The sequence below is a fragment of the Pseudoalteromonas sp. BZB3 genome, from assembly GCF_040104455.1.
GTDB lineage: Bacteria > Pseudomonadota > Gammaproteobacteria > Enterobacterales > Alteromonadaceae > Pseudoalteromonas.
Genome location: NZ_JBECOS010000002.1, coordinates 17,058 through 40,138, shown reverse-complemented (window position 1 = coordinate 40,138; position 23,081 = coordinate 17,058). Strand labels below are relative to the sequence as shown.

Below are 23,081 nucleotides of genomic sequence, written 5' to 3'. Positions count from 1 at the left end.
GCGTGTGCTAGTAAATATCATGCAATTAATTAGAGGGGCAGTCGCGACGGCTGTTTTAGTGCTCAATACCGCATTGTGGGGAACGCTGATCTTTTTAATGGGGTTGGTGAAATTATTACTGCCCTTAGCGCTGGTATCTCATGCTCTTCATGGTTTTTATAAATGCTGGTGTCGTGGCAATTACTTTGCGCTCAAACTTAGCGGCGTGCAGTTCTCGACAGAAATTGCGCCACAGATCAATGCGCAGGGCTGGTACTTGCTGGTAGCAAACCACATTAGTTGGTTAGACATTATTGTGTTGACTGCTATTGAAGCCTTGCCGGCACCTAAATTTTTCTTAAAGGATGAATTAAAATACGTGCCGCTTATAGGCTCAGGTGCTTGGGCTTTAGGCATGCCCTTTATGAAGCGAGCAAGCAAAGCACAAATAGCTAAAAATCCTAAGTTAAAGGGTATGGACGTGGCACGCACACAAAAAAGCTGTAAAAGCTTTAAACATCATCCAACGACAGTGATTAACTTTGCTGAAGGCACTCGCTTTACTGAACATAAACAACAAAGGCAAAACTCTCCATTTAAACATCTGCTTAAACCTAAAGCAGGAGGTACGGCTTTTGCGCTTCAAGTACTTATTGAACAACTCGATGGTTTAATAAATGCCACACTCATTTATCATGGTAGCAATAAAAATATTTTCCAAAGCTTTATGCTTGGCAGATTAGCAGTCATTGATGTTAAATTAGAGTATGTGCCTTTAGCAAAAGTACCTCAAGGTGATTATCAATTAGATAAAGCCTATAGAGTGACATTTCAACAATATCTAAATGCTCAATGGCACAGTAAAGATAATTTAATTGATTCACTTTCAACTTTACAAAGCAGTAGTAACGCGATAGCAAAGGAAGTGTCGCAACTATGACAGAAATACACTTAACCCAATTGATCGAACCTTGGTTACAGCAATCAATAACGGCTACTTGGCTGACAAGCTCAGTTGCCAACGTAATTGGTATAACAGGTATTTGCTTGTTATATTTGGTGATCCGCCGTTTAGTGTTGCCTAGCTTGCAAAATGCCATAACACGCTTTTCACCGAGTCGAATAACTCCGCTGAGTTCACAGCTAAGCAAGTTATCAGGCCGTTTGTCAGCCTTGCTTTGCTGTGTGTTATTTTTGGGTTTTTATCAAAGGGTATTTGTTGCACCTGAATGGCTATTCTCTGTTGCTAAAGTAGCAGGGCAAATCTTGTTAGTGATATTCTCAGGTTTGATGCTGAGTGCTTTTGCAAATTTAGGTCATGGTATTTATTTACAGCTAAAATTTGCTAAAGATGTACCTATTCAAGGCCTAGTTCAGGTCGCAAAACTGATCACATTTATCGTTTGCGCTATTTTAGTTATCAGTATTCTGATCAATAAGTCTCCGACTTATATTCTTTCCGGCTTTGGCGCCATTGCAGCTGTCACCTTATTAGTATTCAAAGACACCATTTTGGGGTTAGTAGCGAGTATTCAGATAGCGGCTAATCGTTTAGTTAGTATAGGTGATTGGATCCAAGTTGATGCCTTTGGTGCTGATGGTGAAGTGCTTGATTTGGGCTTGAACACCGTGCGGGTACGTAATTGGGATAACACCATTACGACCATTCCAACTTATTTACTTATTACTGATTCATTTAAAAATTGGCGGGCAATGCAGCAGTCGGCGGGAAGACGTATTAAGCGACCTATTTTCGTGGATATGCATAGCCTACAGAATTGGTCTGTAGAGAAGGCGGAACAGATAGCCGAGAACATAGGGTTTGAGCTCGCAACAGAACAACCTCTGAGTAATGTTTCAGTTTATCGCTTGTTTGCTGAGCATTATTTAAAAAATCACCCTAAAATTAATCAAGAATGTGTGTTGATGGTACGATCACTGGCACCCAGTGAAAAAGGGTTAGGGTTAGAGGTTTATTGCTTTAGTCGTAATACCCAATGGGTCCCCTATGAGCAGTTGCAGGCTGAAATAATAGAGTATCTGATTGCTGCATTAGAAAAATTTGAGCTCAAGCCTTACCAAGCTGTAACCGGGCAGTTAAAACTTGACTAGTTTTAAAGGTCACTAATACTTTAGGTGAATCACTGTAATTCTTTTGTGTTATATCTAGTAAAAAAATTGTCATAATTTACTCAATAATTGGCAACTTGCTATGATAATATAATGTTGTTCTGACGATAACATCAGTTCGTTTTTGTGGCACTTGATACGGAGCTAGAAATCACGCAAAGCAATAAGGAAGTGAATAGAGGTAATTTGATGAAATATACTGCTATCACATTTTTTCTTTTATTGTTTGCTCGATTTTCTTGGGCCGACCACACTATTCATATTGCCGTAGATCATGCTCCCCCCTATAGCTATATCGACCAACAAGGTGAAAGCCAAGGCTTGATCATCGATATCGTCTCAGAGTTACTGAAAGAATCTCATCAAAACTACAAAATAAAACCCATACCTTGCCCCTTTTCTCGTTGTGTACGTATGCTTGCCCAAGGACAAGTTGATGTAATGGGGGGATTAATTAAGACTAATCGCCGTGCGCAAACCATGGCATTTGTGCAACCCCCATATATGGTTCTATCTTCTTCTTTCGTTTTTTACGCAAATAAAAACAGTAATATAGAGGTAAATAACTTTGATGAGCTACATGGTAAACGTATTGCGGTAATGCGTGGAGGTGCTTATTACAAAGAGTTTGATGAAGACAAAACACTCAATCGAGTGCAAGTTAATTCTGAGCATGTGGCGTTTGATTTGCTTCTGAAAGGGCGGGTTGATTTGGTATTGTCGGTTGAAGAAACCGCAGAGGTGGCGATGAGAACGCTAAACCAGCCATTTGATCAATTAAAGAAAGTAAACTATAGGCATAACAATAATATTTACGGTCATATGGCATTCAGCCAACGGTTCGCAAAAACTAAGTTAGCGGTAAACTTGCAAAGAAAAATGATAAAGCTGGCAAAATCAGGAGAACTAAATAAATTGGTTGCCCCATACCAGTTACCGGCTATTCCATCAGCTTTAATCATAGAGTAATTCATTAGAGTTAGGATAACTATTAACGCCCCATAAAAGTAACGCGTTTAATAAGGCCATCAATCACCTCATAAGCGGCGATAATCGTCACGCTATTATCAATAATATTGGCATCCTCACTGGCTGATTCTGCAAGCTCATGATCGACTAAAATATTGCCCTCTATCATACGTTTTAATGAACTGGCATTAAGATATTTTAAAGAGGCGAACTTCTGACCATAGCGCTCAATCAGCTTATCCTTGCCTTGATATTGTAAGCCACCAGGGAAAGCATGAATTTCAACATCATCATGATATGTCGCAGCAAAGGCTTCGATATCACGGTTGTTATAGGCGTCGAGTTGTTTATCAACGATGGCAATAGTAGTCAGTTCTAACTCTGTCATACATTCCTCGGTATTTTTTTAAGTTATTGATTATTTTCGGCTCTGTTTATAGCCAAGGAGCGCGTATATTAGCGCGATACTTAAAATAATGATGTCAGCATAAAAAGGCGGTGTTTGTGTCGACAGTGTTGTGCCAATGACGACAAGAAACAAGCTACTTTTATAATATTTATTCATTGATTCTTTCATTACCTTTTCCATGAAATATAGAGCTTTAGCTATTTATCCGATTAACAAATACATAATGCCTGCACCTGCAAGTCCACCTAATAGTGCAGTACCGAACATCATTAAATATTGCTTCATGTTAGTAGTCGTTTGGCTGCTATTATTAGCCTCAGCTTCATCTAGGTTAATTAGGGATGACTGCTTTACTTCAAAAACGGCACACAAGCTCATCATGGTTTCGCGGCTGGCAACCCCTTCTTTTTCAACACGTTGAATGGTGCGAAGGCTCAAACCACAAGCATCTGCCAATGATTGCTGTGTCCAATTTTTGTCATCTCTTAGCTGTTTTATGGTTTTTGGGTTTAATCGCATGGCAGTCTCCTACAGCGTGCTGCCGTACCAGCGGCCTAAATAATAAGCTGCTGTCATAACCGTAGCGCCAAAAATAACTCCGTATATAAAGAATTTAAATAGTGCTTTCCAAGAAAATGGGTCGAGAGTTTTTCGACCAATAATCTTTTTATTTTTAATGACAACACACTCTGTTTTACAGGTTATTAGATTCACTACATCGAATGTGACTTGCCACGGGTTACTTTCAAATTCGAATTCATGTACCGTTTTAAAACCAATATTTCTTTTTTCGGAAACTAACTCATCATTGATGTAAACATATTCTTTGCCGTTATAAAAATTGGCTTTACAGGCGATTTGGTTATCCCCATCTTGAAAATACAATTCAAAAGGCAGTTTCTTAGGCAGTGCTTTTTCTTCGTTGTTGATGCTAGGCGTCATAGTGCATATTCCCTTAGTTGTTTTGATTAAGTTGGGATAAGCATATTCGGTACGTCAGTATAAAGCGCCGACAGCAATATGTCAGTGCCTTTTTTGTCATAAGACAGTGGGTGTCACATGTTATAACTTATTAATTTATAAGCTAATAAAAATAATATTAAAGAGTGATATGACAGTATGGTGGCAGAGTGAAAGAGCGCTTTGCACAGGGGCAAAGCGCAAAAGGTTAGAAAATATTGCAAATATCGTCAGCTTTACAGGTGATCACCGTCACATTTTGATAGCCAATACGAGTCAGTTGCTCTGCGGCAAATACCGCACGGCCGCCTGTAGCGCAATGCACATAAATGGGTTTTGCGGCATCTTTCACGATTTCAGGTAATTTAAATTCTAGTAAACCGCGTGGCACATTGACTGCACCGGTTGCTGCTTTTTGCGCGTGCTCTTGAGGTTCGCGTACATCAATAAGTACACCTTCATTGTCTTGAATTTCTTGCTTTGCTTGTTCTGCGCTAATGCAGCGCTGATTAGGACGAACTGTTTTTAATACATCTTGAACAGGAGTCAACATTGAACTATTCCTTAATACCGAATCGTTTTAAAAAAGTGATCATCGGACACCAAAGCGTGAAAGATGATTGAATTAAGTTTATAGCAATAAATACCGTAAACCACACAAAGTTTTCGTGTACGAAATAGGTTAACAGTAAAGAAATTAACACCATAGTGCCGGCAATTAAGCGCAGTATTGGATGCATTGTCATAGCTCACCTCAAAATTCAGAAGACGTCAGTCATAACTAGTTTATTAGTAAGTTCTAAATTAGCAAGATCTAATATTAGACTTTTCTAATGTATGATTTATACTTGTTGAAATCGACCGTGGGGATATGTATGCAAATTGAAGATATGGCGCATAACGCAGAACAAGCAGAGCAGTTATTAAAAATGATGGCGAATAAAAACCGCCTGATGATCTTATGCAGCTTGTTGCAAGGTGAAATGAGTGTGACGCAGTTAAATGAGTCGATACCGTTAGCACAATCGGCACTTTCTCAGCATCTCGCAGCTTTAAGAAAGGCCGAATGTGTTGCCACCCGTCGAGATGCGCAAACAATTTACTACCGCCTTACCGATCCTAAGGTTGAGGCGATTTTGCAGCAGCTTTATCAACTCTTTTGCCAACCGGGTGAATAATGATGGGTTTAGACAAAGCCATTTCGGTAAGCTTACAAGGTCGTATCCCCATTGTGATCTTGTTCTTATCGCTGGTAATGGGGGTTATGGCCTTACAGTTTACGCCGCGTGAAGAAGAGCCACAAATTGTCGTGCCAATGCTCGACATTCATGTGCAGGCGCCAAACATAGGGGCGCCTGAAGTGGTGCGTTTGGTTACTGAGCCACTCGAAAAGTTATTGCGACAAATTCCTGGTGTTGAGCACGTTTACTCTACGACACAAACAGGGCAAGCGGTTGTGACGCTGCGCTTTCATGTTGGTGAAGACAGAGAAAACGCCATTCTCAATACCTACAGCAAGCTTTATGCGCATCAAGAGCAAATGGCGCCGGTGATCAGCAATTGGCAGATCAAACCCATAGAAGTCGATGATGTGCCAATTTTAATGTTGGGCTTGTACTCACAAGACCCCCGTTTATATGGCGACTATGAACTTACGCGTTTTGCTCAAGAGCTATCAAATCACCTGCAAAAAATTCCTAATACCAGTGCCATTGAGGTGCTCGCAGGTCGCACCCGCCAAGTGCAAGTCGATTTAGACATCAGTGCGCTATCTGCACACCAAACCACGCCTTTAGATGTATTACGCGCGCTGAAAGTGTCGAATCAATTGCAGCAAGTCGGTCATCTGGTGAAGGGCAAGCAACAGATCCAACTTCAAGCGGGCGATGTGCTTCGCGATGTAATACAAGTGGCGAGCCTGCCGGTGAATGTCGTGAACGGTCAGCAAGTATTATTAAAAGATGTCGCAACGGTCACCGATGGCCCAAGCGAGCCAAATCAATATCAGTGGTTGGTCATTGATGAAACTCAGCAAGATTTACCCCTTGTCACCATCAGCGTTGCCAAGCAAAAAGGCAGTAATGCTGTCGCAGTAGCCGAGCAAACGCTGGCCAAAATGGCGCAACTTAAAGCTGAGTTACTGCCCGATGAAGTGGATTTCAAAGTACTGCGCAATTACGGCGAAACGGCCAATGAAAAAGTAAATAACCTCACTGCGAGCTTGGCCTTCGCGGTCTTTACAGTGGTGGTCTTTGTTGGGATCTTTCTAGGCTGGCGCCCAGCCATCGTGGTTGGCCTCGCTGTGCCTATTTGTTATGGCATTACACTGGCGTTAGATTTTGCCTTTGGTTATACCATTAACCGCGTCACCTTATTCGCGCTTATCTTGTCTTTAGGTTTATTAGTTGATGATCCAATCACGGGCGTCGATAACATCAGCCGTTTCTTAAAGCATGGCAAGAAATCAGACTCGTCAAGTAAGCGCATTCTTGGCGCGATGAGTGAGATTAAAGTGGCGTTGTTGATGTCGACGTTAACCATTTCGGTGGCATTTGTGCCGATGGCATTTATCACTGGCATGATGGGGCCTTACATGGCACCGATGGCGTTTAATGTGCCAGTGAGTGTGGTGGTTTCGACAGTTGTGGCCTTCTTTGTCACGCCTTGGCTTGCCAAAAAGCTGCTGAAAGGCCATGAAATCGACGAGCCAGAAATCGGTGAAGGTAAGAGCTTTTACAGCAAGTTAGTGATGCCGCTATTAGACTCGAACAAGAAAGCAAAGTGGTTGCTGTGGTCGGTACTGGTGTTGTTTATGCTGAGCGCCAGTTTACCGGTATTTAGAGCCGTGCCGCTTAAGTTGCTACCGTTTGATAACAAGAATGAAGTGCAAATCTTGGTTGAGTTACCAGAGGGTAGTTCGCTGGAGCAAACCAGCTCAGTGGCACGACAAGTACAACAAGCTGCGTGGCAGCTTAACGAAATCACTGCGGTTGCCGCTTATGTCGGTCAACCTTCGAGTATGGACTTTAATGGTATGGTGCGCGGTTATTACCGCCGTCATGCTCCTCATCTTGCTGACTTGCGCGTATTACTGAACGATAAAACCGAGCGCGACCACCAATCTCATGGGGTGGTATTGCGTTTACGTCAGGCGCTGGCCGGGTTCAATCAAAATGGCATCAAGGTCAAAGTGGTTGAAGTGCCACCGGGTCCGCCAGTGTTAAATACTTTAGTGGCCGAAGTCACTGCCGACCCATTTGTAGATACGCAAGTGCATCATGATGCGTCAAACAAACTGGCGAAACGTTTAGCAAAAGAGCCCCATGTGGTTGAAGTCGACACCTCTATTGCTGAGCTCGCCCCTCTTGCGCGTTTTGTGACAAACAAAGAAAAAGCCGCGTTATCAGGCATTAGCACCCAAGATATTAGTCAAACCCTACAGATAGCCAGCCAAGGTATGCCTGCGGGCGTACTATATACCCCGCATGAAGCCATGCCAGTGCCGGTGCAACTGCAAGTACCGTATGAAGTGCGCAATCAATGGCAGTCTTTGGCGGCCGTGCAGTTAACGGGTCAACAGGCATTGAGTAAAATCGCCAATGATTATGGTCTAGATAGTGCTGCACGACCTTTGGTTGCACTGTCTGAACTTGGTCAGTGGCAACAACATCATGTTGAACAGCCGATTATGCGCAAAGACCTGCAAACCGTGGTGTATGTTATGGCGGAGTTAAATGGTCGAACCCCTGCAGAAGTCATCGCCGATGTGGTTGCAGATGAAAATCGCACTGAGGAAAACTACCAACCTTGGCAAACACGCACTTTCTTAAACTCAGGCGGCACACAAGGGTGGCAAATGCCTACAGGCACCAGCTATAGCTTTGGTGGCGAAGGTGAGTGGCGCATTACCGTTGATGTGTTTAGAGATATGGGTATTGCCTTTGCTTTTGCCCTCACGGCGATATTTATCATATTGCGTATGCAAACGGGCTCGAACCGCTTAGCGCTGATAATTATGTCGGCCATTCCGTTAACCATGATTGGCATTATGCCGGGCTTTTGGGCATTGAATCAGTTTGGCGAACGCGTGATTGCGGGCGCACCTGAGCCTATTTTATTTACCGCCACGGCCATGATCGGCATGATAGCGCTGGCAGGCATCGTCATTCGTAATTCACTTATTTTAGTTGAGTTTATCAATCAGGCTCGAGCAGAAGGCATGGCATTGAAAGCAGCCTTGGTACGTGCAGGTGAAGCACGTATGCGCCCAGTGCTACTCACCGCAGGCACAACTCTATTGGGGAATGCGGTGATCATCCTCGACCCCGTATTTAGCGGGCTGGCTTTGGCCATTATGTTTGGCATTATTGCTTCAACTATCTTCTCGTTGTTGGTGGTGCCAGTGGTGTATTTCTTAGTTTTCAAATCAACCGAGCAACAGGGGCAGCAAGATGCAACAAGTAACTAAAATTGCAGGGATCAGTGCGGCGATGGGCGTGTTAGCGATTGCCATTGCGGCCATGGCTGGGGTGTTTAACGAAAAAATGCCCGTGGGCACAAAAGCCCTTGCTGAAGAATATAATGGTCAAACTCATACCGTGAGTTTGCAAGCGGTAAAAAGCGCTGAAGTTGTCAGCGGTAGTGTCGATGCCAAGTTTAATACGCGCGTGTCTAGTCGTGTGCTGGCGCAGTTAAAAACCTTACATGTACGTGCGGGCGATACTGTATCAGCGGGGCAGTTAATCGCAACCCTTGAAGATGCTGACTTAAAAGCACAAGTACAGCAAGTTAAAGCTCAGCAAAGCGCCAATGACGCTCAGCTTGCACAAGCTAAGAAGCAATTAGAGCGCGTGGTTGCGCTAAAAGCCCAAGGGCTTGTGGCACAAAATCAGGTCGATGAATGGCAAACCAAAGTGAACGAGCTAGAAGCGCAGTCGGCGGCTTTGGTTCAGCAACTTGAAGGCACACAAGTTGCCTTGGGATACACCAAAATTCATGCGCCAATTGATGGCAAAGTGGTAGAGCGCTTACAAGAGCCTGGCACTATGCTGAGCCCTGGTATGGCGATTGTGTCTTTATATAACCCGACTAAGTTACAAGTTCATGCGCCGGTGCGTGAACAACAAGCTGCTTTTCTACGAGTCGGCGATAAATTAAAAGTGTTTGTGCCTGCCGTTGGCTTAACCGAGTATGCGCAAATTAGCGAAATTGTACCGGTTGCTGATAAACAAGCGCGCCGTTTTGCCATCAAACTTGATATCGGTTTTGCCAAAGAAGTCAAACCGGGCATGTATGCGCAAGTCTTTTTGCCGGGTGAAGAGCAAGTCACCATTGTGATCCCGCGTAAACTGGTGAAACGCTATGGGCAATTGACTATGGTTGAAGTGGTTGAGCAAGGACAATTGCAAAAGCGCTATGTTCGGTTAGGTGAAGCCGTCAATAACAGTGACGTGCAAGTGCTGGCTGGGTTAGAAGCAGGCGAGAAAATCGCATTGAAGCCTGCGATATAATTGACGGAACGGTTACATAAGAAAAAGGCCACATATTTTTATGTGGCCTTTTTCTTAGAGCGCGTTCTTTATAAAAACGTCGCAATCTCTTCGATTGGTTTCTTCACTAAAGCGTGCTCTGGCACAGTCGCATCTTCACTTGGGTAACCTGCAATCAGCAACATATAAGGGCGTTCATTATCGCGGTCACGGCCACAAATATCGGTTAAGAAGCTCATCGGTTTTGGCGTGTGAGTCAGTGTTGCTAAGCCCGCATTATGTAATGCTTGAATTAAGAACCCAGTCGCTAAACCCACAGACTCATGCACGTAGTAGTTGGTGTTCTTATCTTCAGTGTGAATACCGCCTTTCTTCTGACTGAACACGGCAATTAACCAAGGTGCGTGCTCAAGATACGGTTTTTGTGCATCTGTGCCTAATGGTTTTAGAGCATCTAGCCATTCTTCACCTGCACGACCTTCATAAAAAGAGCGCTCTAGATCTTCCGCTGCTTGGCGAATTTGCTTTTTGACATCGGCTGAGTGGATCGCAACAAAATGCCAAGGCTGGTGATTGGCACCACTTGGTGCTGTGCCTGCGGTTTTAATGCAGGCTTCGATGATTTCTTTTGGTACAGGACGGTCACTAAAACTGCGAATTGAGTGGCGACGCTTACAGTTGTCTAAAAAGCTTTCAGCGCGGCTCAGCATCTCGTCTTGTGGGTATTCAATAAAGTCACTTAGCGGTCGGTTTGCATGGTCTTGCATGTTCATCCCCTTGATATTCTTAATTGTCGCTAGTGTTTCAGTGTTTACAAACTATTGCAATTGTTAGCAGGGTATTAATTGTACCTGTAATGTAAAGCTGCTATAACAGCGTTGCTTATTTGTTCAATAAAAGGGAATGTAAATGCTTAAAATAACTGGGCTTTCAAAAACATATGACAATGGCGTTCACGCGTTACGCGGGGTGAATTTAGATATTCCAAAAGGTATGTATGGATTACTGGGGCCAAATGGCGCAGGTAAATCTTCACTTATGCGTACAATTGCGACATTACAATCCGCTGATTCGGGGAGTATTGAGTTTGATGGGATTAACGTACTCGAACAGCCAAAGGCGTTGCGTGAGCGTTTAGGCTATTTACCACAAGACTTCGGTGTTTATCCACGCGTCAGTGCCTATGATTTACTTGATCATATGGCAGTGCTAAAAGGCTTAAATAATAAAGCAGAACGTAAAGAAGCGGTTGAAGGCTTACTGGCCCAAACCAATTTATATGACCACCGTAAAAATGCTGTAAGTGGCTTCTCTGGTGGTATGCGTCAGCGTTTTGGTATTGCGCAAGCACTACTTGGCGACCCTGACTTACTAATTGTCGACGAACCAACAGCGGGTCTTGACCCAGAAGAGCGTAACCGATTCCACAATCTATTAGTGGGTTTAGGTGAAAGTAAGGTCATTATCTTATCGACGCACATAGTAGAAGATGTGTCTGAGCTGTGCCCAAATATGGCGGTATTGGCAAGTGGTCAAATCTTACTTGAAGGCAACCCGATTGATTTAACTGAGCAGCTACAAGGTAAGATCTGGCGTAAGTCTGTGAGCCTAGCTGAAGCAAAAGAGTTAGAAGAAGTATTACCGGTTATTTCTAAACGCTTATTTGCGGGCAATACTTTGCTGAATGTATTTGCTGATGAAGCTCCAGAAGGCTTCAATGCAGTACCTGCAGATCTAGAAGATGTGTATTTCTCGACATTGCATCAACACCGCACTAGCCAAGCTGCATAAGGAGTAGGCAAATGCTATTTAAAATGATGCAATTTGAGCTGCGCTATTTTATGCGCCAGCCCTCTTTTTATGTCACGTCTTTGATTATATTTTTGCTGACCTTTTTTGCCTCGGTATCAGATTCAGTGCAAATTGGCGGAAGTAGTAATGTCAACGTGAACTCGCCATTTGCGATTTTGCAAATTGTTGCCAACATGGCTATTTTTTCTATCTTTTTGGTAGTGAATTTTGTCGGCAGTGCCGCCATTAGAGATGACCAAAGTAAGCTAAATGAGCTTGTACTGAGCAAGCCGCTTAGTTTGTTGCAATATCGCCTAGGCCGCTTTCTAGGTGCTTATCTTGTCACCATGTTGGTGTTCTCAACATGCTTATTAGGAATTTGGATTGGCTCAGGCTTAGGTAGTTTAATGGGCTGGTTAGATGCAGAAATGCTGGGTCCGAATAAGCTCGAGTACTATTTATCACCGCTGTTTTATATTGCAGTGCCTTCTCTTTTCTTTGTATCTAGCTTGTTTGCATTAGTCGCACAAAAGTTCAGAAGTATGGTGGCTATGTACTTAGTCGCTGTCGCACTCGTGGTTGGTTATATTGTTGCTAACAGTATTTTCTCTGATATTGAATACCGTGCTATAGCAGCTTATTTAGATATGTTTGGTTTATCTGCTATTTCAGTTCAAGCAGAATATTGGACCATTGCCGATAGAAACACCATGACCATAGGGTTATATGATGAACTACTATACAACCGTTTGATCTGGTTAGGTGTAGCTATACTAGGTTTAGCGACGCTGGCACTTAACAATTCGCACTTCTTACTGCAAAAACAAAAAGTGAAAAGCAAAGCCAAAGGTGAAGGCCAACAAGTTGAGGCACTGGGTCATCGCATTGACTATAAATCTGGTGCAGGCAGCGCTTGGTCTCATTTCTTAATGCGTACCGTTTTTGAAGTGAAGCAAGTAGTACGCAGTTACTCATTCCTCGTTTTACTTATTTTATCCGTGTCTATGTTAGTGCCGAGCTTGGTTGGTTCATTTGGTATGTATGGTACAGACACTTGGCCCGTGACATTCAGAATGGTTGAACAAATCCAAGGCAGCTTTAGCCTATTGATGATCATTGTCTTGGTTTACTACTGTGCTGAACTTGTATGGCATGACCGCGATGCAAAAGTGAGTGAAATTGTTGACTCTTATCCTGTGGCAAACTGGGTGTTTTGGGGCTCTAAATATATTGCACTTGTCTCAGTGCTAGTGTTGCTATGTGTATTTGGCTCTGTACTGACAATTCTATACCAACTGATATCAGGCATGGCCACCATTGAGTTGTCGCAATATGTTATTCGTCTAGGTTATTTATTTGTACTAGGCTTTGCTCTGCAAGGCACTTTGGCTTTCTTATTACAAGTTGTCAGCCCGAGTAAATATGTCGGTATGGGATTGTTTTTACTCTACTACATAGGCTCACTTGTGATGGCAAACTTTGGCTTTGAGCACAATATGTGGCGATTTGGTGAGACACCAAGTGCTCCTTATTCAGATATCAATGGCTATGGCCATTTCTTAACTGCAATCCATTGGTACAATTTATATTGGTTAGGTTTAAGTGTGATCTTCGCAGCATTGAGTTTTGCGCTTTGGCCGCGTGGTGCAGGGCAAACATTAAAGGCGCGTTTTGCACAATTAAACTATCAGTTAGGCAATGTTGGCAAGCTGGCAATCGCTGCGGGGGCTTTAGTATTTGTGGGCAGTGGTAGTTATATTTACTACAACACGCAAGTGCTTAATTCATTTATCACGCAAGATGCACGCGAAGACTTTTCTGAGCAGTATGAGCGCGAGTTTGTGCAATTCAAAGATGCGCCTGTACCAACGACACTTGATGTAAAGCTCGATGCAGAGATTTTCCCTAAAACACGCCGTATTGAAGCAAAGGTTGTTTTAGAAGTTGAAAACAAGAGTAAAGAAGTCATAGAGCGCTTCTTGGTGAACAAGCCTGCACATACGCTTGAGTGGTCGGTTGAAATGTCGGGTGCAAAACTCGGCGAATTAAACACAGATTATTCGCATGCTTGGATGAACTTATCTGAACCTATGCTGCCGGGTGAACGTCGTACTTTAACTATGTCGGTGGCGCGTCAAACACTAGGTTTTGTTGATAGAGGCAGTGATACCACTTTGGTACACAATGGCACCTTCATTAACAATGGTGAGCTATTCCCAACCTTTGGTTATGTTCAAAGTAAGCAGATCTTTGATAAAAATGAGCGCCGAAAACGCGGTCTTGAACCGTTAAAACGAGGTAATAAAATCGAAGAAACGCAGTACCACACCCAACCTCTATTTGCTGAAAACTTTGTCACCTTTGCGGCTCGAGTCACAACCGATGAGTCGCAAGTGGCCATGGTACCGGGTTACTTACAGTCGAAAGAAACCAAAAATGGTCGTACAACTTATGTGTATGAGATGGATGCACCTATGCTGCATTTCTACACCATGCTGTCGATGGAACTTGAAGTAAAGCGTGAAGAGTATAAAGGCATAGCACTTGAGGTTTACTACCATAAAGATCATGCTTGGAACGTAGATACTATGCTTGAGTCGACCAAGGACTCAATCGACTACTTCTCAAGAGAGTTTGGGCCATATCAGCATAAACAAATGCGCATTATCGAGTTCCCTCGCTACCGCTCGTTTGCTCAGAGCTTCGCCAATACTGTTCCTTACTCAGAAGAGATTGGCTTCTTAATCGATACCCGTAACCCTGAGAATATTAATGTCCCTTACTACGTCACAGCTCATGAACTTGCACACCAATGGTGGGCGCATCAGGTGATTGGTGCAAACGTAGAGGGCTCGAATATTCTGTCTGAAATGCTGTCTCAGTATGCGGCCATTATGGTGATGAAAGAAAAGTACGGTGAGCATAACCTGCGTAAGTTCTTGAAATACGAGTTAGACAGATATCTGCGTGGTCGTACAACAGAAGCCCATGAAGAGCGAACGCTTTCTAGAACAGTGGGGCAGCAGCATATTGAATACAATAAAGGATCTGTTGTGATGCTCGCTTTACATGATCTACTGGGCGAAGCGCGTCTGAATAAAGCATTGCGTAACTTCATTGATGACTATCGCTTCAGAAGTGATGTTTTCCCAACAACACTCGATTTCATTGCTTATCTAAAGTCAGATGCAACATCACAAGAGCAAGCTTTCATCGAAGACCAATTTAACTCAATTACCTTATATGAGTTAAAACTGGCTGACGTTGAAATTGAAGAAGCCACTTCAGATGGGGAGCTTCATACAGTTACGCTTACCGTAAAAGCGGCGAAAAAGCATGCGGATGGAGAAGGTAACGAAGAAGATGTACCGCTAGAGCAAATGATAGATATTGCTCTGTTCAAAGCCGATCCTGATGACATTAATGAAGGTGAGAATGTGATGTATCTTCAAAAGCACAGCATTACAACGGGTGATAATGTAATCAAACTTAAAGTTAAGGATTTACCTAAGTTTGCTGGTATCGACCCATTTGTAAAACTCATCGATAAAGAGACCGGCGATAATATTAAGTCGCTGTAATTTGTATGAGCTAACTTTTTTAACCTGAGCTTTGGTTAAGAGATTTACTAACATATTGATATTAAATTAATAAGTGATTTTTCAAGTCTGCAGCGGGGGACTTTTAGTGATAACAAGGCGAATTTACGCGTCAATAGCTGGCCTATTGCAAGTAAATTCAACGCTGTTAACGTTGAAAGTAGCCGCTGGAGATAGATTTATTATCCAGAGCTCAGGTTATTTACAGCTCAATTAAATCACTAAAGGCCTCTCTCGTAGATGCCTTTTGTTTTTCAAAACATAAATTAGGTGAATGCTTAAGGTTCAATAAATAAAGCTTATAAATAGCTCTGTTATGTTAATCTTTGCGCGAAAATAACAGGTATCAAATAAGGAGCATGTATGTATCAACATCAATGGCACACAGGCGAAGCAATTAACCTACCGACGGGCAAGATAGTATGTATAGGACGCAACTATGCGGCACATGCACAAGAGTTGAATAATCCGATTCCGAGTCAACCTATTCTATTTATTAAACCCAGCACCTGTTTGCAACCTTTCAAAGAGATTACGCTTGCTAAACGCTTAGGTGAGCACCATTACGAAGCCGAATTGGCCTTGTTAATTGGCGATACGATTTCATACGGCGATCAAGATGTGCTAACAAAAATTGCCGGAGTTGGGCTTGCTCTCGACTTAACCTTACGTGATGTGCAGAGTGAGCTTAAAAGTAAAGGTCATCCTTGGGAGCGCGCCAAAGCTTATGATGGCAGTTGCCCTGTTACACCATTTTACCCACTAAAATCACCAACTGAACTCGCTAGCGCTGAATATAAGTATTGGCAGAATGGGGCATTAAAACAGCATGGTAAAACTGAACTCATGCTATTTAACATCGAGCGCTTACTCACAGAAATCAGTGAAAGCTTTACCCTGATCCCCGGTGATATTGTGATAACAGGGACACCAGAAGGAGTCGGGGTGTTGAATCATGGTGATGAGCTGCAATTGCAGTATCAGAAGCAGGCGCCTTTAAATGCTAGGGTTGTTCTTAAACCTTGAGCATATGCAAAGACTGATTTCAGAGACATAGAGTATCTTTAAAGTGTTTAGGTCGCACTAGCTTTTTTGTTTTCAGTTTAGTAACATTAATATGTTTTTTTAATAAAAACATTAACAATCTAAGAATTAAAAATATATAAGGAATATATATGAAACTTCAAATCTTTGCAGGTTTGTCATTGTTAGTTTCTAGTTTCATGGCGATAGGCCAAGATAACGATACAAAATTAATAATGTGTAAAGACTGTTCATATTCAGAATCTAAGAAATTAGCTAAAAAATACGCGCCTTCATTTCAGTGTTATAACAATAATCCAAATGGTCCAATGACTCCTGACACTCAGGCATGTTACTCATCGCCTCGGAAGGTGATTATTGCTGACGCGAACGGCAATAATCATTATGCCTTTACAGTTCGTCACTATAATCAGGGCACAGCATGGCTTGAATTAGCCATTGAAAGTGCTCGACTCAACACAACAGATTATGAGGCAATTCGTCGAGTCAACATAACCGCAGACAATTTAGAAAAGCTGGCGTCTGAACTTGAGAATGAATTAAAAGGAGTGCCCTTAACCGGCAGAGACTTCGTTATTTTCTCTTCTCAGCCTGAATACTTTAGATCTTATAGTCAAAATGCAGGTAGCTGCCCTGCATATATTTCTGATGCATTCGATGCTGTTTATGATGGTAAAACAGCGACTCGTTTATCTGAAGCGGTTAATAAAAAAATCAATCGAGAGAGTAAAGATCCAGGTAAAGCATTCATGGTAAAGAGGATGAATGGTGAAGGCTTTTCAGTTGAGGTAACTGGGGTTAGTTACTCCGGCTCTTGGAAAGATGTTGTCCGTGTTTTTAATACTGAAATTGATTGGGAGCGAAGAAACTCAGATGTTCCTGCCTCAGACATACCTGGTTTTAAAGTGGTATATGGCTTAACTTGGAATGATAAATGGGGGGCAATCGAGGTTGACATTAATCCGATTTTAACTGTTCTTGGTGGAGTGTCATTAAGTAATTACGGTAAAGCAGGCAAAATTCAAAACTTAGATCCATGTGTAGAAAAAGAGTTTGATAAGTACTTAAGAAATGAAGTAACAAACTCTAATAACACTTCACCAGGTGGTGGTATTGCGCCTGGTGGAGGCCCTGGCGCTGGCGGAGGGAATCCTTGGCCAGGTGGCGGAGGTGGTGATGGTTGGGATAACCAACAATGTGAAAAGCATTACTACTGGAAAGATGGCACATTGGCCTTTACGATTCTTGTATCTTGCTAATCAAATAATTAAGGGAGCTACTAGCTCCCTTAATCTTTAAATTACAAAGAAAAATCCATCGCATAGCTGACGTATGCTTTCATATCGTCATCGGCGTCTAAATCAGTTTTGATCACGCCAAAAGTAAAGCCATCTTTGCTTAGGCTAAAACCATAATCCATATAATTATCTTCTGAGTACCACTCAGTCACTGTGTCACCGCTAGAGCGGCCTAAATGTAAGCCAAGTTCAGTGTCATTGAATACACTAAATGCAGCGTTCAGCTCAAGATACAGCATGTCTTCTTCTGCAGTTGAGCCGCTTTGCGCATTACTTAAATAGCTGATCTTCGCACTTAATACGTCATAGCTGACTTCGCCATAAAGCTCGCCAAAGTCGATACTGCCTTCGGCATCTGGGTAAGCGTAATAGACATAGCCCACATCGTAGCCAATATCGCCTGCAGAGCCACTGAAGCCCGCATAAAAATCCATCTCATAGCTTTCTTTGCCACCAAAGTCGATATTTGATACCCAAGTACCAGCGTAAAAACCAGAATCATTGCCGTAATCAATGCCACCCGATACGGCTGCACCATCAGCAGATTGTGTAATACCACGCCAGAAGTAGTTTGAGCTTGCGGCAATGTTTGCGGTGACTTCAGCATAACTTGCAGTAGAAGTTGCGAGTAATAGTGAGCCAAGTAAGAGAGAGGTTGTCTTTTTCATCTTCATTCCTATGTGCGCTAAATTTTCCTAATCTTAAAAGCAATGCGTGCACCACTTTTTATGTGTCTATATTAATATAGTTTACTTTCTGATTATTAATGTTTTTTTATGAATGATAGTTTTTGGTTAGAAAATTTATGCACAGTTTTAGTGCGAAAGGAATAATGTTTTGCACGATATTTGCGCATATCGTGCAATGGGGAATATTTATTTCTTTGTGCTTAACCTTATATATTTACAGGTTAACCAAAGATCGCGCGCATTAAGCCAATGGTCTCGTCTACGCTGCGGCCTTTTTCAACCTCTGCGATGATTGAGTCACGCTTATCGCGAATATGATCAGGAATGCTCTCATCAGCAAGTGCGCGATCAACCAATACTTCAGCAGACTCTTTACCGCGACGAACGGTTTTAGTGCCACCGCTGCGGCTACTACGTACAGGCTTATTTAATAACTTAATATAGTTAGAGTTATCAGCCGTGTCTTTGTCAGCATAATAGAAGAAGCAAGGTAACAGTGCTTTGATGCTAGCGAGTTGCTCTTCTAATTCGCCGTTTTCAGTCGTCATTGCAAACCAAGGCATAGTGCGGATGCTCATCACAACATCTGACCAATAGCGTTCGAAGTCACGGTTATTTAAACGGCTAATACCCAATGCTTGGCAAAGTGCATCTAATCGATTGTTGCTAATAGGTGTGAACACATCTGGACGACGCATCGCTAATAGGCGCGTAGCAGGCGCAAGGGTTGGTTTTTCATCTGTGCCCGCAAAGGCACTTAAGTAACCAATCATAAATGCTTGATAGTCTTGCTCGCTTACGTCACCTTCTGCAGGAATGTTCGCAAGGGCGTCATCAAACGCACCGGGTAAATCTGCTAATAGCTGGTGGAACCCTTTCGCACTCTTAGTTGAAGCAAACCATTCAACATCGAAGTTGTACACGCTGGTATCCAAGCTTGCAGCATGTTTACCAGTAAACGCTAGGCGGTCTTCGGTGATCATCTCTTTTAATGGCGTGCTGCGCATCGGTGCTAGGTAGCTGGTTAGCTTTAACTGTTCTTCAAGGGCCAATACGTCTTTATGTTGCTCGATAAAGCCACAGATCACAGGCCAAGGGGCAATACGTAGCGTTTTAAGCTGTAAAAAGCTGATAGCAGAAATTAACAAATCTTGTAGTTTCTTAACCGTTGGAAGCTGGTGGTCGTCGAGTAAGTCGAAGTTGATGCGGTTTTTTGCTACATCTAATAACTCATAGCACCAACCCAAGAAGTCTTCTGGGTGGTTTTCTACTTTGACTGCCATCAGATTCAAACTTATATCGGTAGATTGCTTAAGAATGTTTTGGTAAATCTGACTTTCTTGTTCACCCAATGCCATTTTTGACGGGGAAATGAGCAGCTTTTTCATAGGGGTTGGTGTCTCCACGGGTTAAGTTATTACGGGTTAATTAGCTAACCAAATAAGTGTAGCAGAACTTGTGCTACACAAATGAGGGCGTGGATCATACCTAAGTGAGACGTGGATGCAATCGAAGAAACGCTTATTTATTACAAGAGGTAAGAAAACTCAGCATCTGCAGGAGCTTACAAGCTGAGTTTCTAGAGGCGGAATTAAAAGGCCAACACCAATGCTGCGCCAAGAATTGACCCTATCGCTGGTAACACAATGGCAAGGTGTGTTTCTATTTCATACTGTGTGTGTTTGGGTAAGGTTGCCCAGTACTCGGTTATTCGTTTTTTCATAGTAAGTGTCCTTTTTTTGCGTTAATCACTTGTCTCTAACTCAAAGAGTGACTCAACCGGTTGCTCAAAGTGGCGCGCAATCTTTAATGCAATCACCACCGAGGGGGTAAAGCGGCCAGTTTCTATGGTGCTAATGGTCTTGCGAGAAACACCAATTAAATCGGCTAACTCTTGTTGAGATAAATTGTTGAGCTTTCTTAATTCAGCAACCTTAACTTGCATAGTTGTTAGTCTCTATTTTGCCAAATTATCGATGCACCATAACTTAAGCTGGCAGTGGCCAAGTACACAAGTGACATTGTTTCATGAGTAAATGGAATGGCAATGGCATCTCCAATTACCCAAACCGCAACAATGACACCGACAGTACAATAAAAAGCATGGCGGCAAGCGTTATGGTTCATTTGCTTTATAAACTCGTCCTGATAGCCGTCAGTGTATTTTTTTGAATTGAAGAACGCTTTAATTTTGTAAAAAACAGCTATGCCAACAAATAGCACTACAAAACCTGTATTGAAGAATTGTTGATTTTCACTGTCGCTGAATACGTCAGTGAGCACCATGAACAGTAACACTGTGCCCAGTGCCAGCCAAAACCAACCACTTAATGTAATGTGCAGCTCTTCATTTTTAACTTCTAGGTTTGTCATGCCATGGTTTCCTTCGTAATGTAACCTACGGGTATCAATGTAACCTGTAGGTATCATAAGGTCAACGGTTTTTTGTAACCTCTCGGTATCATGTTAATTTCATTGGCTTTGTGTGCAGATTTTTTTCGTCTCAGCCGTTATGATTAGTAACATCAATTGCAAATGTAAGGAAAAGCAATGAATCGCTTTGTAAAAGTCATTGGTGGTGTGGTTGTTGTGGCCGTTGGTGCTGTGGTTGCGGCGCCATTTTTGATCCCAACCGACACCATTATTCAGCAGGTTTCAGAACAAGTCGAAAATACCACAGGTCGTAAACTCAGCATTGTCGGCGAAAGCCAGCTAACGGTGTTTCCAAGCCTGAGTATAGAACTGAACGACGTTGCTTTTGCCAATATGGCCTCGGGTAGTACTGAAAATATGGTAAGTATGGAACAGCTTGCCGTACATATTCCTTGGTTGTCATTATTAAGTGGTGAAGCCAAGTTAGAGCGTTTTGTGATCCGTAATCCAAACATCTTGCTAGAAACAGACAAACAAGGCAAAGCGAACTGGCAGATCATGCCAACAACCTCCGCTGCGCCAACAGCTCAAGCTAATGAGGCAGCCGCTGGCCCAGTAAAATTACCTCAAGGGTTTGATGTCAGCTTAGGTGAAGTGGCGATTTACGGGGGTCAACTGACTTATCTTGATGGCGTGACTGGCGCAAAACAGCAGGTGAGTGACTTTGAATTAATTGTAGCGCTGCCTTCTTTATTCAAGCCGCTAGATGTGAAAGGGGGGTTAACCTACCAACAACAGCGTTTTGAATTAAATACCCAAGTCGACACACCAGCAAAAGCCATTGAAGGGCAAACCTTTAATGTCACGCAAACTTTAGCTTCAGCGTTATTAGATCTTGAATTTAACGGTGCCATTGCTCAGCAAGGCAAAGACATTAAAGGTAGTTTGAAACTGGCAGGCGATTCAGTAAAAGCCATTACTCAATGGCAGGGCATTGACCTAAAAGCCAAAGACAATGCTTTTAACCAGTTTAGTGTCGCTGGTGATATGCACCTAGCGGGAGAGACCTTTAAGCTAACTGCATTCGAAGCCAAACTCGATGCGCTGGCCATTAAAGGGCAAAGCCAAATTGATTTAGGCGCGCGTTTAAATGTCATGGCTGACATTGACCTGGGTATGTTAGACCTCAACCCATATCTACCTGAGAGCCCAGAAAAACCAGCCGAGCCTGCACAGCCTGCAGAACCGGGTGAGCCACAGCCGATTGTATGGGACGACACTCCGATTGATTTATCGGGTCTTAATGCCTTAGACGCCGACATTAAAGTGCGCTCAACGGGCCTCATTGCCAAAGAGATCAAACTGGGTGAAAACCAATTCTCAGTTAATCTAAAAGACGGCAAAGCGCGCCTAGGCTTAGATAAATTCAACGCTTACGAAGGTAAAGGGCAGGGTAAAGTGGTGGTGAATGCCAAGCGTGCCCCTTATCAGATCAATACCGATTTTAGCTTAACCGACATCAACGCCGAACCACTACTGACTGACGCGGTCGGCTTTGACAAGGTATTAGGTAAAGGCAGCATCAGCTGGGCGCTGAACACTCAAGGTCAAAGTCAGAAGCAGTTTGTGTCGGCTTTAGCAGGTAATTTGGCGTTTAGCTTTGTAGATGGTGGCGTAAAAGGGGCCAATATTGCAGAGATGATGCGTAAAGGCAGCGAAATGCTCAAAGGTGACTTCTCATCTTTAAAAGAAGGCTTAAACGCCGACTTCGATCCAAATCAGAAAACCGACTTCTCGGCACTGACAGGCACCCTTACCTTTAAAAATGGTGTCGGCACCAATACCGACCTAAACCTTGCCAGCCCACTGTTACGTATTACGGGCAGCGGTGAAGTCGATTTACCTAAGACCTATGTAAATTATCGTTTAGTCACAGGCTTAGTTGATACCATTGAAGGTCAAGCAAGCAGTGATGACAGCACAGGCTTTAAAGTACCGCTACGTATCAAAGGCCCATTCCACAAGGTGGATTACAAACTCGACTTTGGCAGTGCGGCAAAAGACAAGGCCAAAGAAGAAGCCAAAGACAAAGTAAAAGATAAGCTGAAAGACAAGTTAAAAGGCTTCTTCGGTTAAAAGCTCTGTGTTTCGGATATGCAAAAGCCAGTGCCTCAATGCACTGGCTTTTTTGTGCTGTAAATAAACTTACGCGATAGCCCTAATTTCGGAAGCAGCGATTTTTATTTGCGTCTTTTATCTATTAGAGCTTTAGCTAGTATAAATTTTATTAGTTCTTGGTTTAGTGTATCGGTTCGACTTCAAGAGTTAGAACTATTTAAAATAGGAAAAAA

The 23,081-nt window shown here is 42.8% G+C and carries 22 protein-coding genes; 11 read left to right on the top strand and 11 right to left on the bottom strand.

The window, feature by feature from the left end:
- Positions 1 to 4: 4 nt before the first annotated feature.
- From ABMY35_RS02345 to ABMY35_RS02335, 3 genes are all read left to right on the top strand, one after another.
- Positions 5 to 919 carry an acetyltransferase gene (locus tag ABMY35_RS02345; protein ID WP_349284844.1) on the top strand — a complete coding sequence of 305 codons (915 nt, stop codon included), beginning with the start codon at positions 5 to 7 and terminating at the stop codon, positions 917 to 919.
- A complete protein-coding gene (locus tag ABMY35_RS02340) occupies positions 916 to 2,091 on the top strand; it encodes a mechanosensitive ion channel domain-containing protein (protein WP_349284843.1) in 1,176 nt (391 codons plus the stop codon). The genes ABMY35_RS02345 and ABMY35_RS02340 overlap by 4 nt, the downstream gene beginning before the upstream one ends.
- A gap of 207 nt (positions 2,092 to 2,298) precedes the next feature.
- Complete coding sequence (locus ABMY35_RS02335) at positions 2,299 to 3,078, top strand: transporter substrate-binding domain-containing protein (protein ID WP_349284842.1); 780 nt, start codon at positions 2,299 to 2,301, stop codon at positions 3,076 to 3,078.
- A gap of 22 nt (positions 3,079 to 3,100) precedes the next feature.
- Here ABMY35_RS02335 and ABMY35_RS02330 read toward each other — a convergent pair whose 3' ends face one another.
- From ABMY35_RS02330 to ABMY35_RS02310, 5 genes are all read right to left on the bottom strand, one after another.
- Positions 3,101 to 3,466 carry a nuclear transport factor 2 family protein gene (locus ABMY35_RS02330; protein WP_349284841.1) on the bottom strand — a complete coding sequence of 122 codons (366 nt, stop codon included), beginning with the start codon at positions 3,464 to 3,466 and terminating at the stop codon, positions 3,101 to 3,103.
- 222 nt (positions 3,467 to 3,688) lie between these two features.
- Positions 3,689 to 4,006, bottom strand: coding sequence for a helix-turn-helix transcriptional regulator (locus tag ABMY35_RS02325; RefSeq protein ID WP_349284840.1), 318 nt, complete (start codon positions 4,004 to 4,006; stop codon positions 3,689 to 3,691).
- Positions 4,007 to 4,015: 9 nt separating this feature from the next.
- Positions 4,016 to 4,429, bottom strand: a complete 414-nt coding sequence (locus ABMY35_RS02320; protein WP_349284839.1) for a hypothetical protein — start codon at positions 4,427 to 4,429, stop codon at positions 4,016 to 4,018.
- A 226-nt stretch (positions 4,430 to 4,655) separates the two neighbouring features.
- Positions 4,656 to 5,000, bottom strand: coding sequence for a rhodanese-like domain-containing protein (locus ABMY35_RS02315; protein WP_349284838.1), 345 nt, complete (start codon positions 4,998 to 5,000; stop codon positions 4,656 to 4,658).
- A 4-nt stretch (positions 5,001 to 5,004) separates the two neighbouring features.
- Positions 5,005 to 5,193, bottom strand: coding sequence for a DUF2892 domain-containing protein (locus ABMY35_RS02310; protein WP_349284837.1), 189 nt, complete (start codon positions 5,191 to 5,193; stop codon positions 5,005 to 5,007).
- A gap of 129 nt (positions 5,194 to 5,322) precedes the next feature.
- On the opposite strand from ABMY35_RS02310, the gene ABMY35_RS02305 reads away from it, so the two are divergent.
- Genes ABMY35_RS02305 through ABMY35_RS02295 form a run of 3 tightly spaced genes read left to right on the top strand, consistent with a single transcriptional unit; the run spans position 5,323 to position 9,957 of the window.
- Positions 5,323 to 5,625: a metalloregulator ArsR/SmtB family transcription factor gene (locus ABMY35_RS02305; RefSeq protein WP_058031315.1), complete on the top strand. Its 303-nt coding sequence runs from the start codon at positions 5,323 to 5,325 to the stop codon at positions 5,623 to 5,625.
- Entirely contained in the window at positions 5,625 to 8,915 is a 3,291-nt protein-coding gene (locus tag ABMY35_RS02300) for an efflux RND transporter permease subunit (protein WP_349284836.1), read from the top strand. Before ABMY35_RS02305 ends, ABMY35_RS02300 begins: the two co-directional genes overlap by 1 nt.
- Positions 8,899 to 9,957, top strand: coding sequence for an efflux RND transporter periplasmic adaptor subunit (locus tag ABMY35_RS02295; protein WP_349284835.1), 1,059 nt, complete (start codon positions 8,899 to 8,901; stop codon positions 9,955 to 9,957). The genes ABMY35_RS02300 and ABMY35_RS02295 overlap by 17 nt, the downstream gene beginning before the upstream one ends.
- A gap of 68 nt (positions 9,958 to 10,025) precedes the next feature.
- Here ABMY35_RS02295 and ABMY35_RS02290 read toward each other — a convergent pair whose 3' ends face one another.
- A complete protein-coding gene (locus tag ABMY35_RS02290) occupies positions 10,026 to 10,703 on the bottom strand; it encodes a nitroreductase family protein (protein ID WP_058031312.1) in 678 nt (225 codons plus the stop codon).
- Positions 10,704 to 10,845: 142 nt separating this feature from the next.
- Between ABMY35_RS02290 and ABMY35_RS02285 the strand changes: the two genes are divergently transcribed.
- From ABMY35_RS02285 to ABMY35_RS02270, 4 genes are all read left to right on the top strand, one after another.
- The gene (locus ABMY35_RS02285; RefSeq protein ID WP_349284834.1) at positions 10,846 to 11,727 is read left to right on the top strand and encodes an ABC transporter ATP-binding protein; all 882 of its coding nucleotides are present in this window, start codon (positions 10,846 to 10,848) and stop codon (positions 11,725 to 11,727) included.
- Between the two features lie 11 nt (positions 11,728 to 11,738).
- On the top strand, positions 11,739 to 15,308 hold the full coding sequence (locus ABMY35_RS02280) for a M1 family aminopeptidase (RefSeq protein WP_349284833.1): 3,570 nt from the start codon (positions 11,739 to 11,741) through the stop codon (positions 15,306 to 15,308).
- Positions 15,309 to 15,689: 381 nt separating this feature from the next.
- The gene (locus ABMY35_RS02275; RefSeq protein WP_349284832.1) at positions 15,690 to 16,352 is read left to right on the top strand and encodes a fumarylacetoacetate hydrolase family protein; all 663 of its coding nucleotides are present in this window, start codon (positions 15,690 to 15,692) and stop codon (positions 16,350 to 16,352) included.
- Between the two features lie 149 nt (positions 16,353 to 16,501).
- Complete coding sequence (locus ABMY35_RS02270) at positions 16,502 to 17,629, top strand: hypothetical protein (RefSeq protein WP_349284831.1); 1,128 nt, start codon at positions 16,502 to 16,504, stop codon at positions 17,627 to 17,629.
- 41 nt (positions 17,630 to 17,670) lie between these two features.
- Here the strand turns inward: ABMY35_RS02270 and ABMY35_RS02265 are convergent, their stop codons facing one another.
- From ABMY35_RS02265 to ABMY35_RS02245, 5 genes are all read right to left on the bottom strand, one after another.
- Positions 17,671 to 18,342: a TorF family putative porin gene (locus tag ABMY35_RS02265; protein ID WP_349284830.1), complete on the bottom strand. Its 672-nt coding sequence runs from the start codon at positions 18,340 to 18,342 to the stop codon at positions 17,671 to 17,673.
- 236 nt (positions 18,343 to 18,578) lie between these two features.
- Positions 18,579 to 19,745, bottom strand: coding sequence for a hypothetical protein (locus ABMY35_RS02260; RefSeq protein ID WP_349284829.1), 1,167 nt, complete (start codon positions 19,743 to 19,745; stop codon positions 18,579 to 18,581).
- Between the two features lie 203 nt (positions 19,746 to 19,948).
- Positions 19,949 to 20,080: a hypothetical protein gene (locus ABMY35_RS02255; RefSeq protein WP_349284828.1), complete on the bottom strand. Its 132-nt coding sequence runs from the start codon at positions 20,078 to 20,080 to the stop codon at positions 19,949 to 19,951.
- 21 nt (positions 20,081 to 20,101) lie between these two features.
- Complete coding sequence (locus tag ABMY35_RS02250) at positions 20,102 to 20,302, bottom strand: helix-turn-helix transcriptional regulator (RefSeq protein WP_138477750.1); 201 nt, start codon at positions 20,300 to 20,302, stop codon at positions 20,102 to 20,104.
- Positions 20,303 to 20,307: 5 nt separating this feature from the next.
- Entirely contained in the window at positions 20,308 to 20,730 is a 423-nt protein-coding gene (locus ABMY35_RS02245; protein ID WP_349284827.1) for a hypothetical protein, read from the bottom strand.
- Between the two features lie 177 nt (positions 20,731 to 20,907).
- On the opposite strand from ABMY35_RS02245, the gene ABMY35_RS02240 reads away from it, so the two are divergent.
- Positions 20,908 to 22,866, top strand: a complete 1,959-nt coding sequence (locus ABMY35_RS02240; protein ID WP_349284826.1) for an AsmA family protein — start codon at positions 20,908 to 20,910, stop codon at positions 22,864 to 22,866.
- The last annotated feature ends 215 nt before the right edge of the window (positions 22,867 to 23,081 follow it).

What these genes read in the sequence shown, in the direction of transcription:
- ABMY35_RS02280 (WP_349284833.1), top strand. Translation starts at nt 11,739, where the DNA reads ATGCTATTTAAAATGATGCAATTTGAGCTGCGCTATTTTATGCGCCAG.
- ABMY35_RS02255 (WP_349284828.1), bottom strand. Translation starts at nt 20,080, where the DNA reads ATGAAAAAACGAATAACCGAGTACTGGGCAACCTTACCCAAACACACA.
- ABMY35_RS02340 (WP_349284843.1), top strand. Translation starts at nt 916, where the DNA reads ATGACAGAAATACACTTAACCCAATTGATCGAACCTTGGTTACAGCAA.
- ABMY35_RS02260 (WP_349284829.1), bottom strand. Translation starts at nt 19,745, where the DNA reads ATGAAAAAGCTGCTCATTTCCCCGTCAAAAATGGCATTGGGTGAACAA.
- ABMY35_RS02320 (WP_349284839.1), bottom strand. Translation starts at nt 4,429, where the DNA reads ATGACGCCTAGCATCAACAACGAAGAAAAAGCACTGCCTAAGAAACTG.
- ABMY35_RS02245 (WP_349284827.1), bottom strand. Translation starts at nt 20,730, where the DNA reads ATGACAAACCTAGAAGTTAAAAATGAAGAGCTGCACATTACATTAAGT.
- ABMY35_RS02335 (WP_349284842.1), top strand. Translation starts at nt 2,299, where the DNA reads ATGAAATATACTGCTATCACATTTTTTCTTTTATTGTTTGCTCGATTT.
- ABMY35_RS02275 (WP_349284832.1), top strand. Translation starts at nt 15,690, where the DNA reads ATGTATCAACATCAATGGCACACAGGCGAAGCAATTAACCTACCGACG.
- ABMY35_RS02250 (WP_138477750.1), bottom strand. Translation starts at nt 20,302, where the DNA reads ATGCAAGTTAAGGTTGCTGAATTAAGAAAGCTCAACAATTTATCTCAA.
- ABMY35_RS02300 (WP_349284836.1), top strand. Translation starts at nt 5,625, where the DNA reads ATGATGGGTTTAGACAAAGCCATTTCGGTAAGCTTACAAGGTCGTATC.
- ABMY35_RS02315 (WP_349284838.1), bottom strand. Translation starts at nt 5,000, where the DNA reads ATGTTGACTCCTGTTCAAGATGTATTAAAAACAGTTCGTCCTAATCAG.
- ABMY35_RS02270 (WP_349284831.1), top strand. Translation starts at nt 16,502, where the DNA reads ATGAAACTTCAAATCTTTGCAGGTTTGTCATTGTTAGTTTCTAGTTTC.
- ABMY35_RS02240 (WP_349284826.1), top strand. Translation starts at nt 20,908, where the DNA reads ATGAATCGCTTTGTAAAAGTCATTGGTGGTGTGGTTGTTGTGGCCGTT.
- ABMY35_RS02330 (WP_349284841.1), bottom strand. Translation starts at nt 3,466, where the DNA reads ATGACAGAGTTAGAACTGACTACTATTGCCATCGTTGATAAACAACTC.
- ABMY35_RS02305 (WP_058031315.1), top strand. Translation starts at nt 5,323, where the DNA reads ATGCAAATTGAAGATATGGCGCATAACGCAGAACAAGCAGAGCAGTTA.
- ABMY35_RS02325 (WP_349284840.1), bottom strand. Translation starts at nt 4,006, where the DNA reads ATGCGATTAAACCCAAAAACCATAAAACAGCTAAGAGATGACAAAAAT.
- ABMY35_RS02265 (WP_349284830.1), bottom strand. Translation starts at nt 18,342, where the DNA reads ATGAAGATGAAAAAGACAACCTCTCTCTTACTTGGCTCACTATTACTC.
- ABMY35_RS02310 (WP_349284837.1), bottom strand. Translation starts at nt 5,193, where the DNA reads ATGACAATGCATCCAATACTGCGCTTAATTGCCGGCACTATGGTGTTA.
- ABMY35_RS02295 (WP_349284835.1), top strand. Translation starts at nt 8,899, where the DNA reads ATGCAACAAGTAACTAAAATTGCAGGGATCAGTGCGGCGATGGGCGTG.
- ABMY35_RS02285 (WP_349284834.1), top strand. Translation starts at nt 10,846, where the DNA reads ATGCTTAAAATAACTGGGCTTTCAAAAACATATGACAATGGCGTTCAC.
- ABMY35_RS02290 (WP_058031312.1), bottom strand. Translation starts at nt 10,703, where the DNA reads ATGCAAGACCATGCAAACCGACCGCTAAGTGACTTTATTGAATACCCA.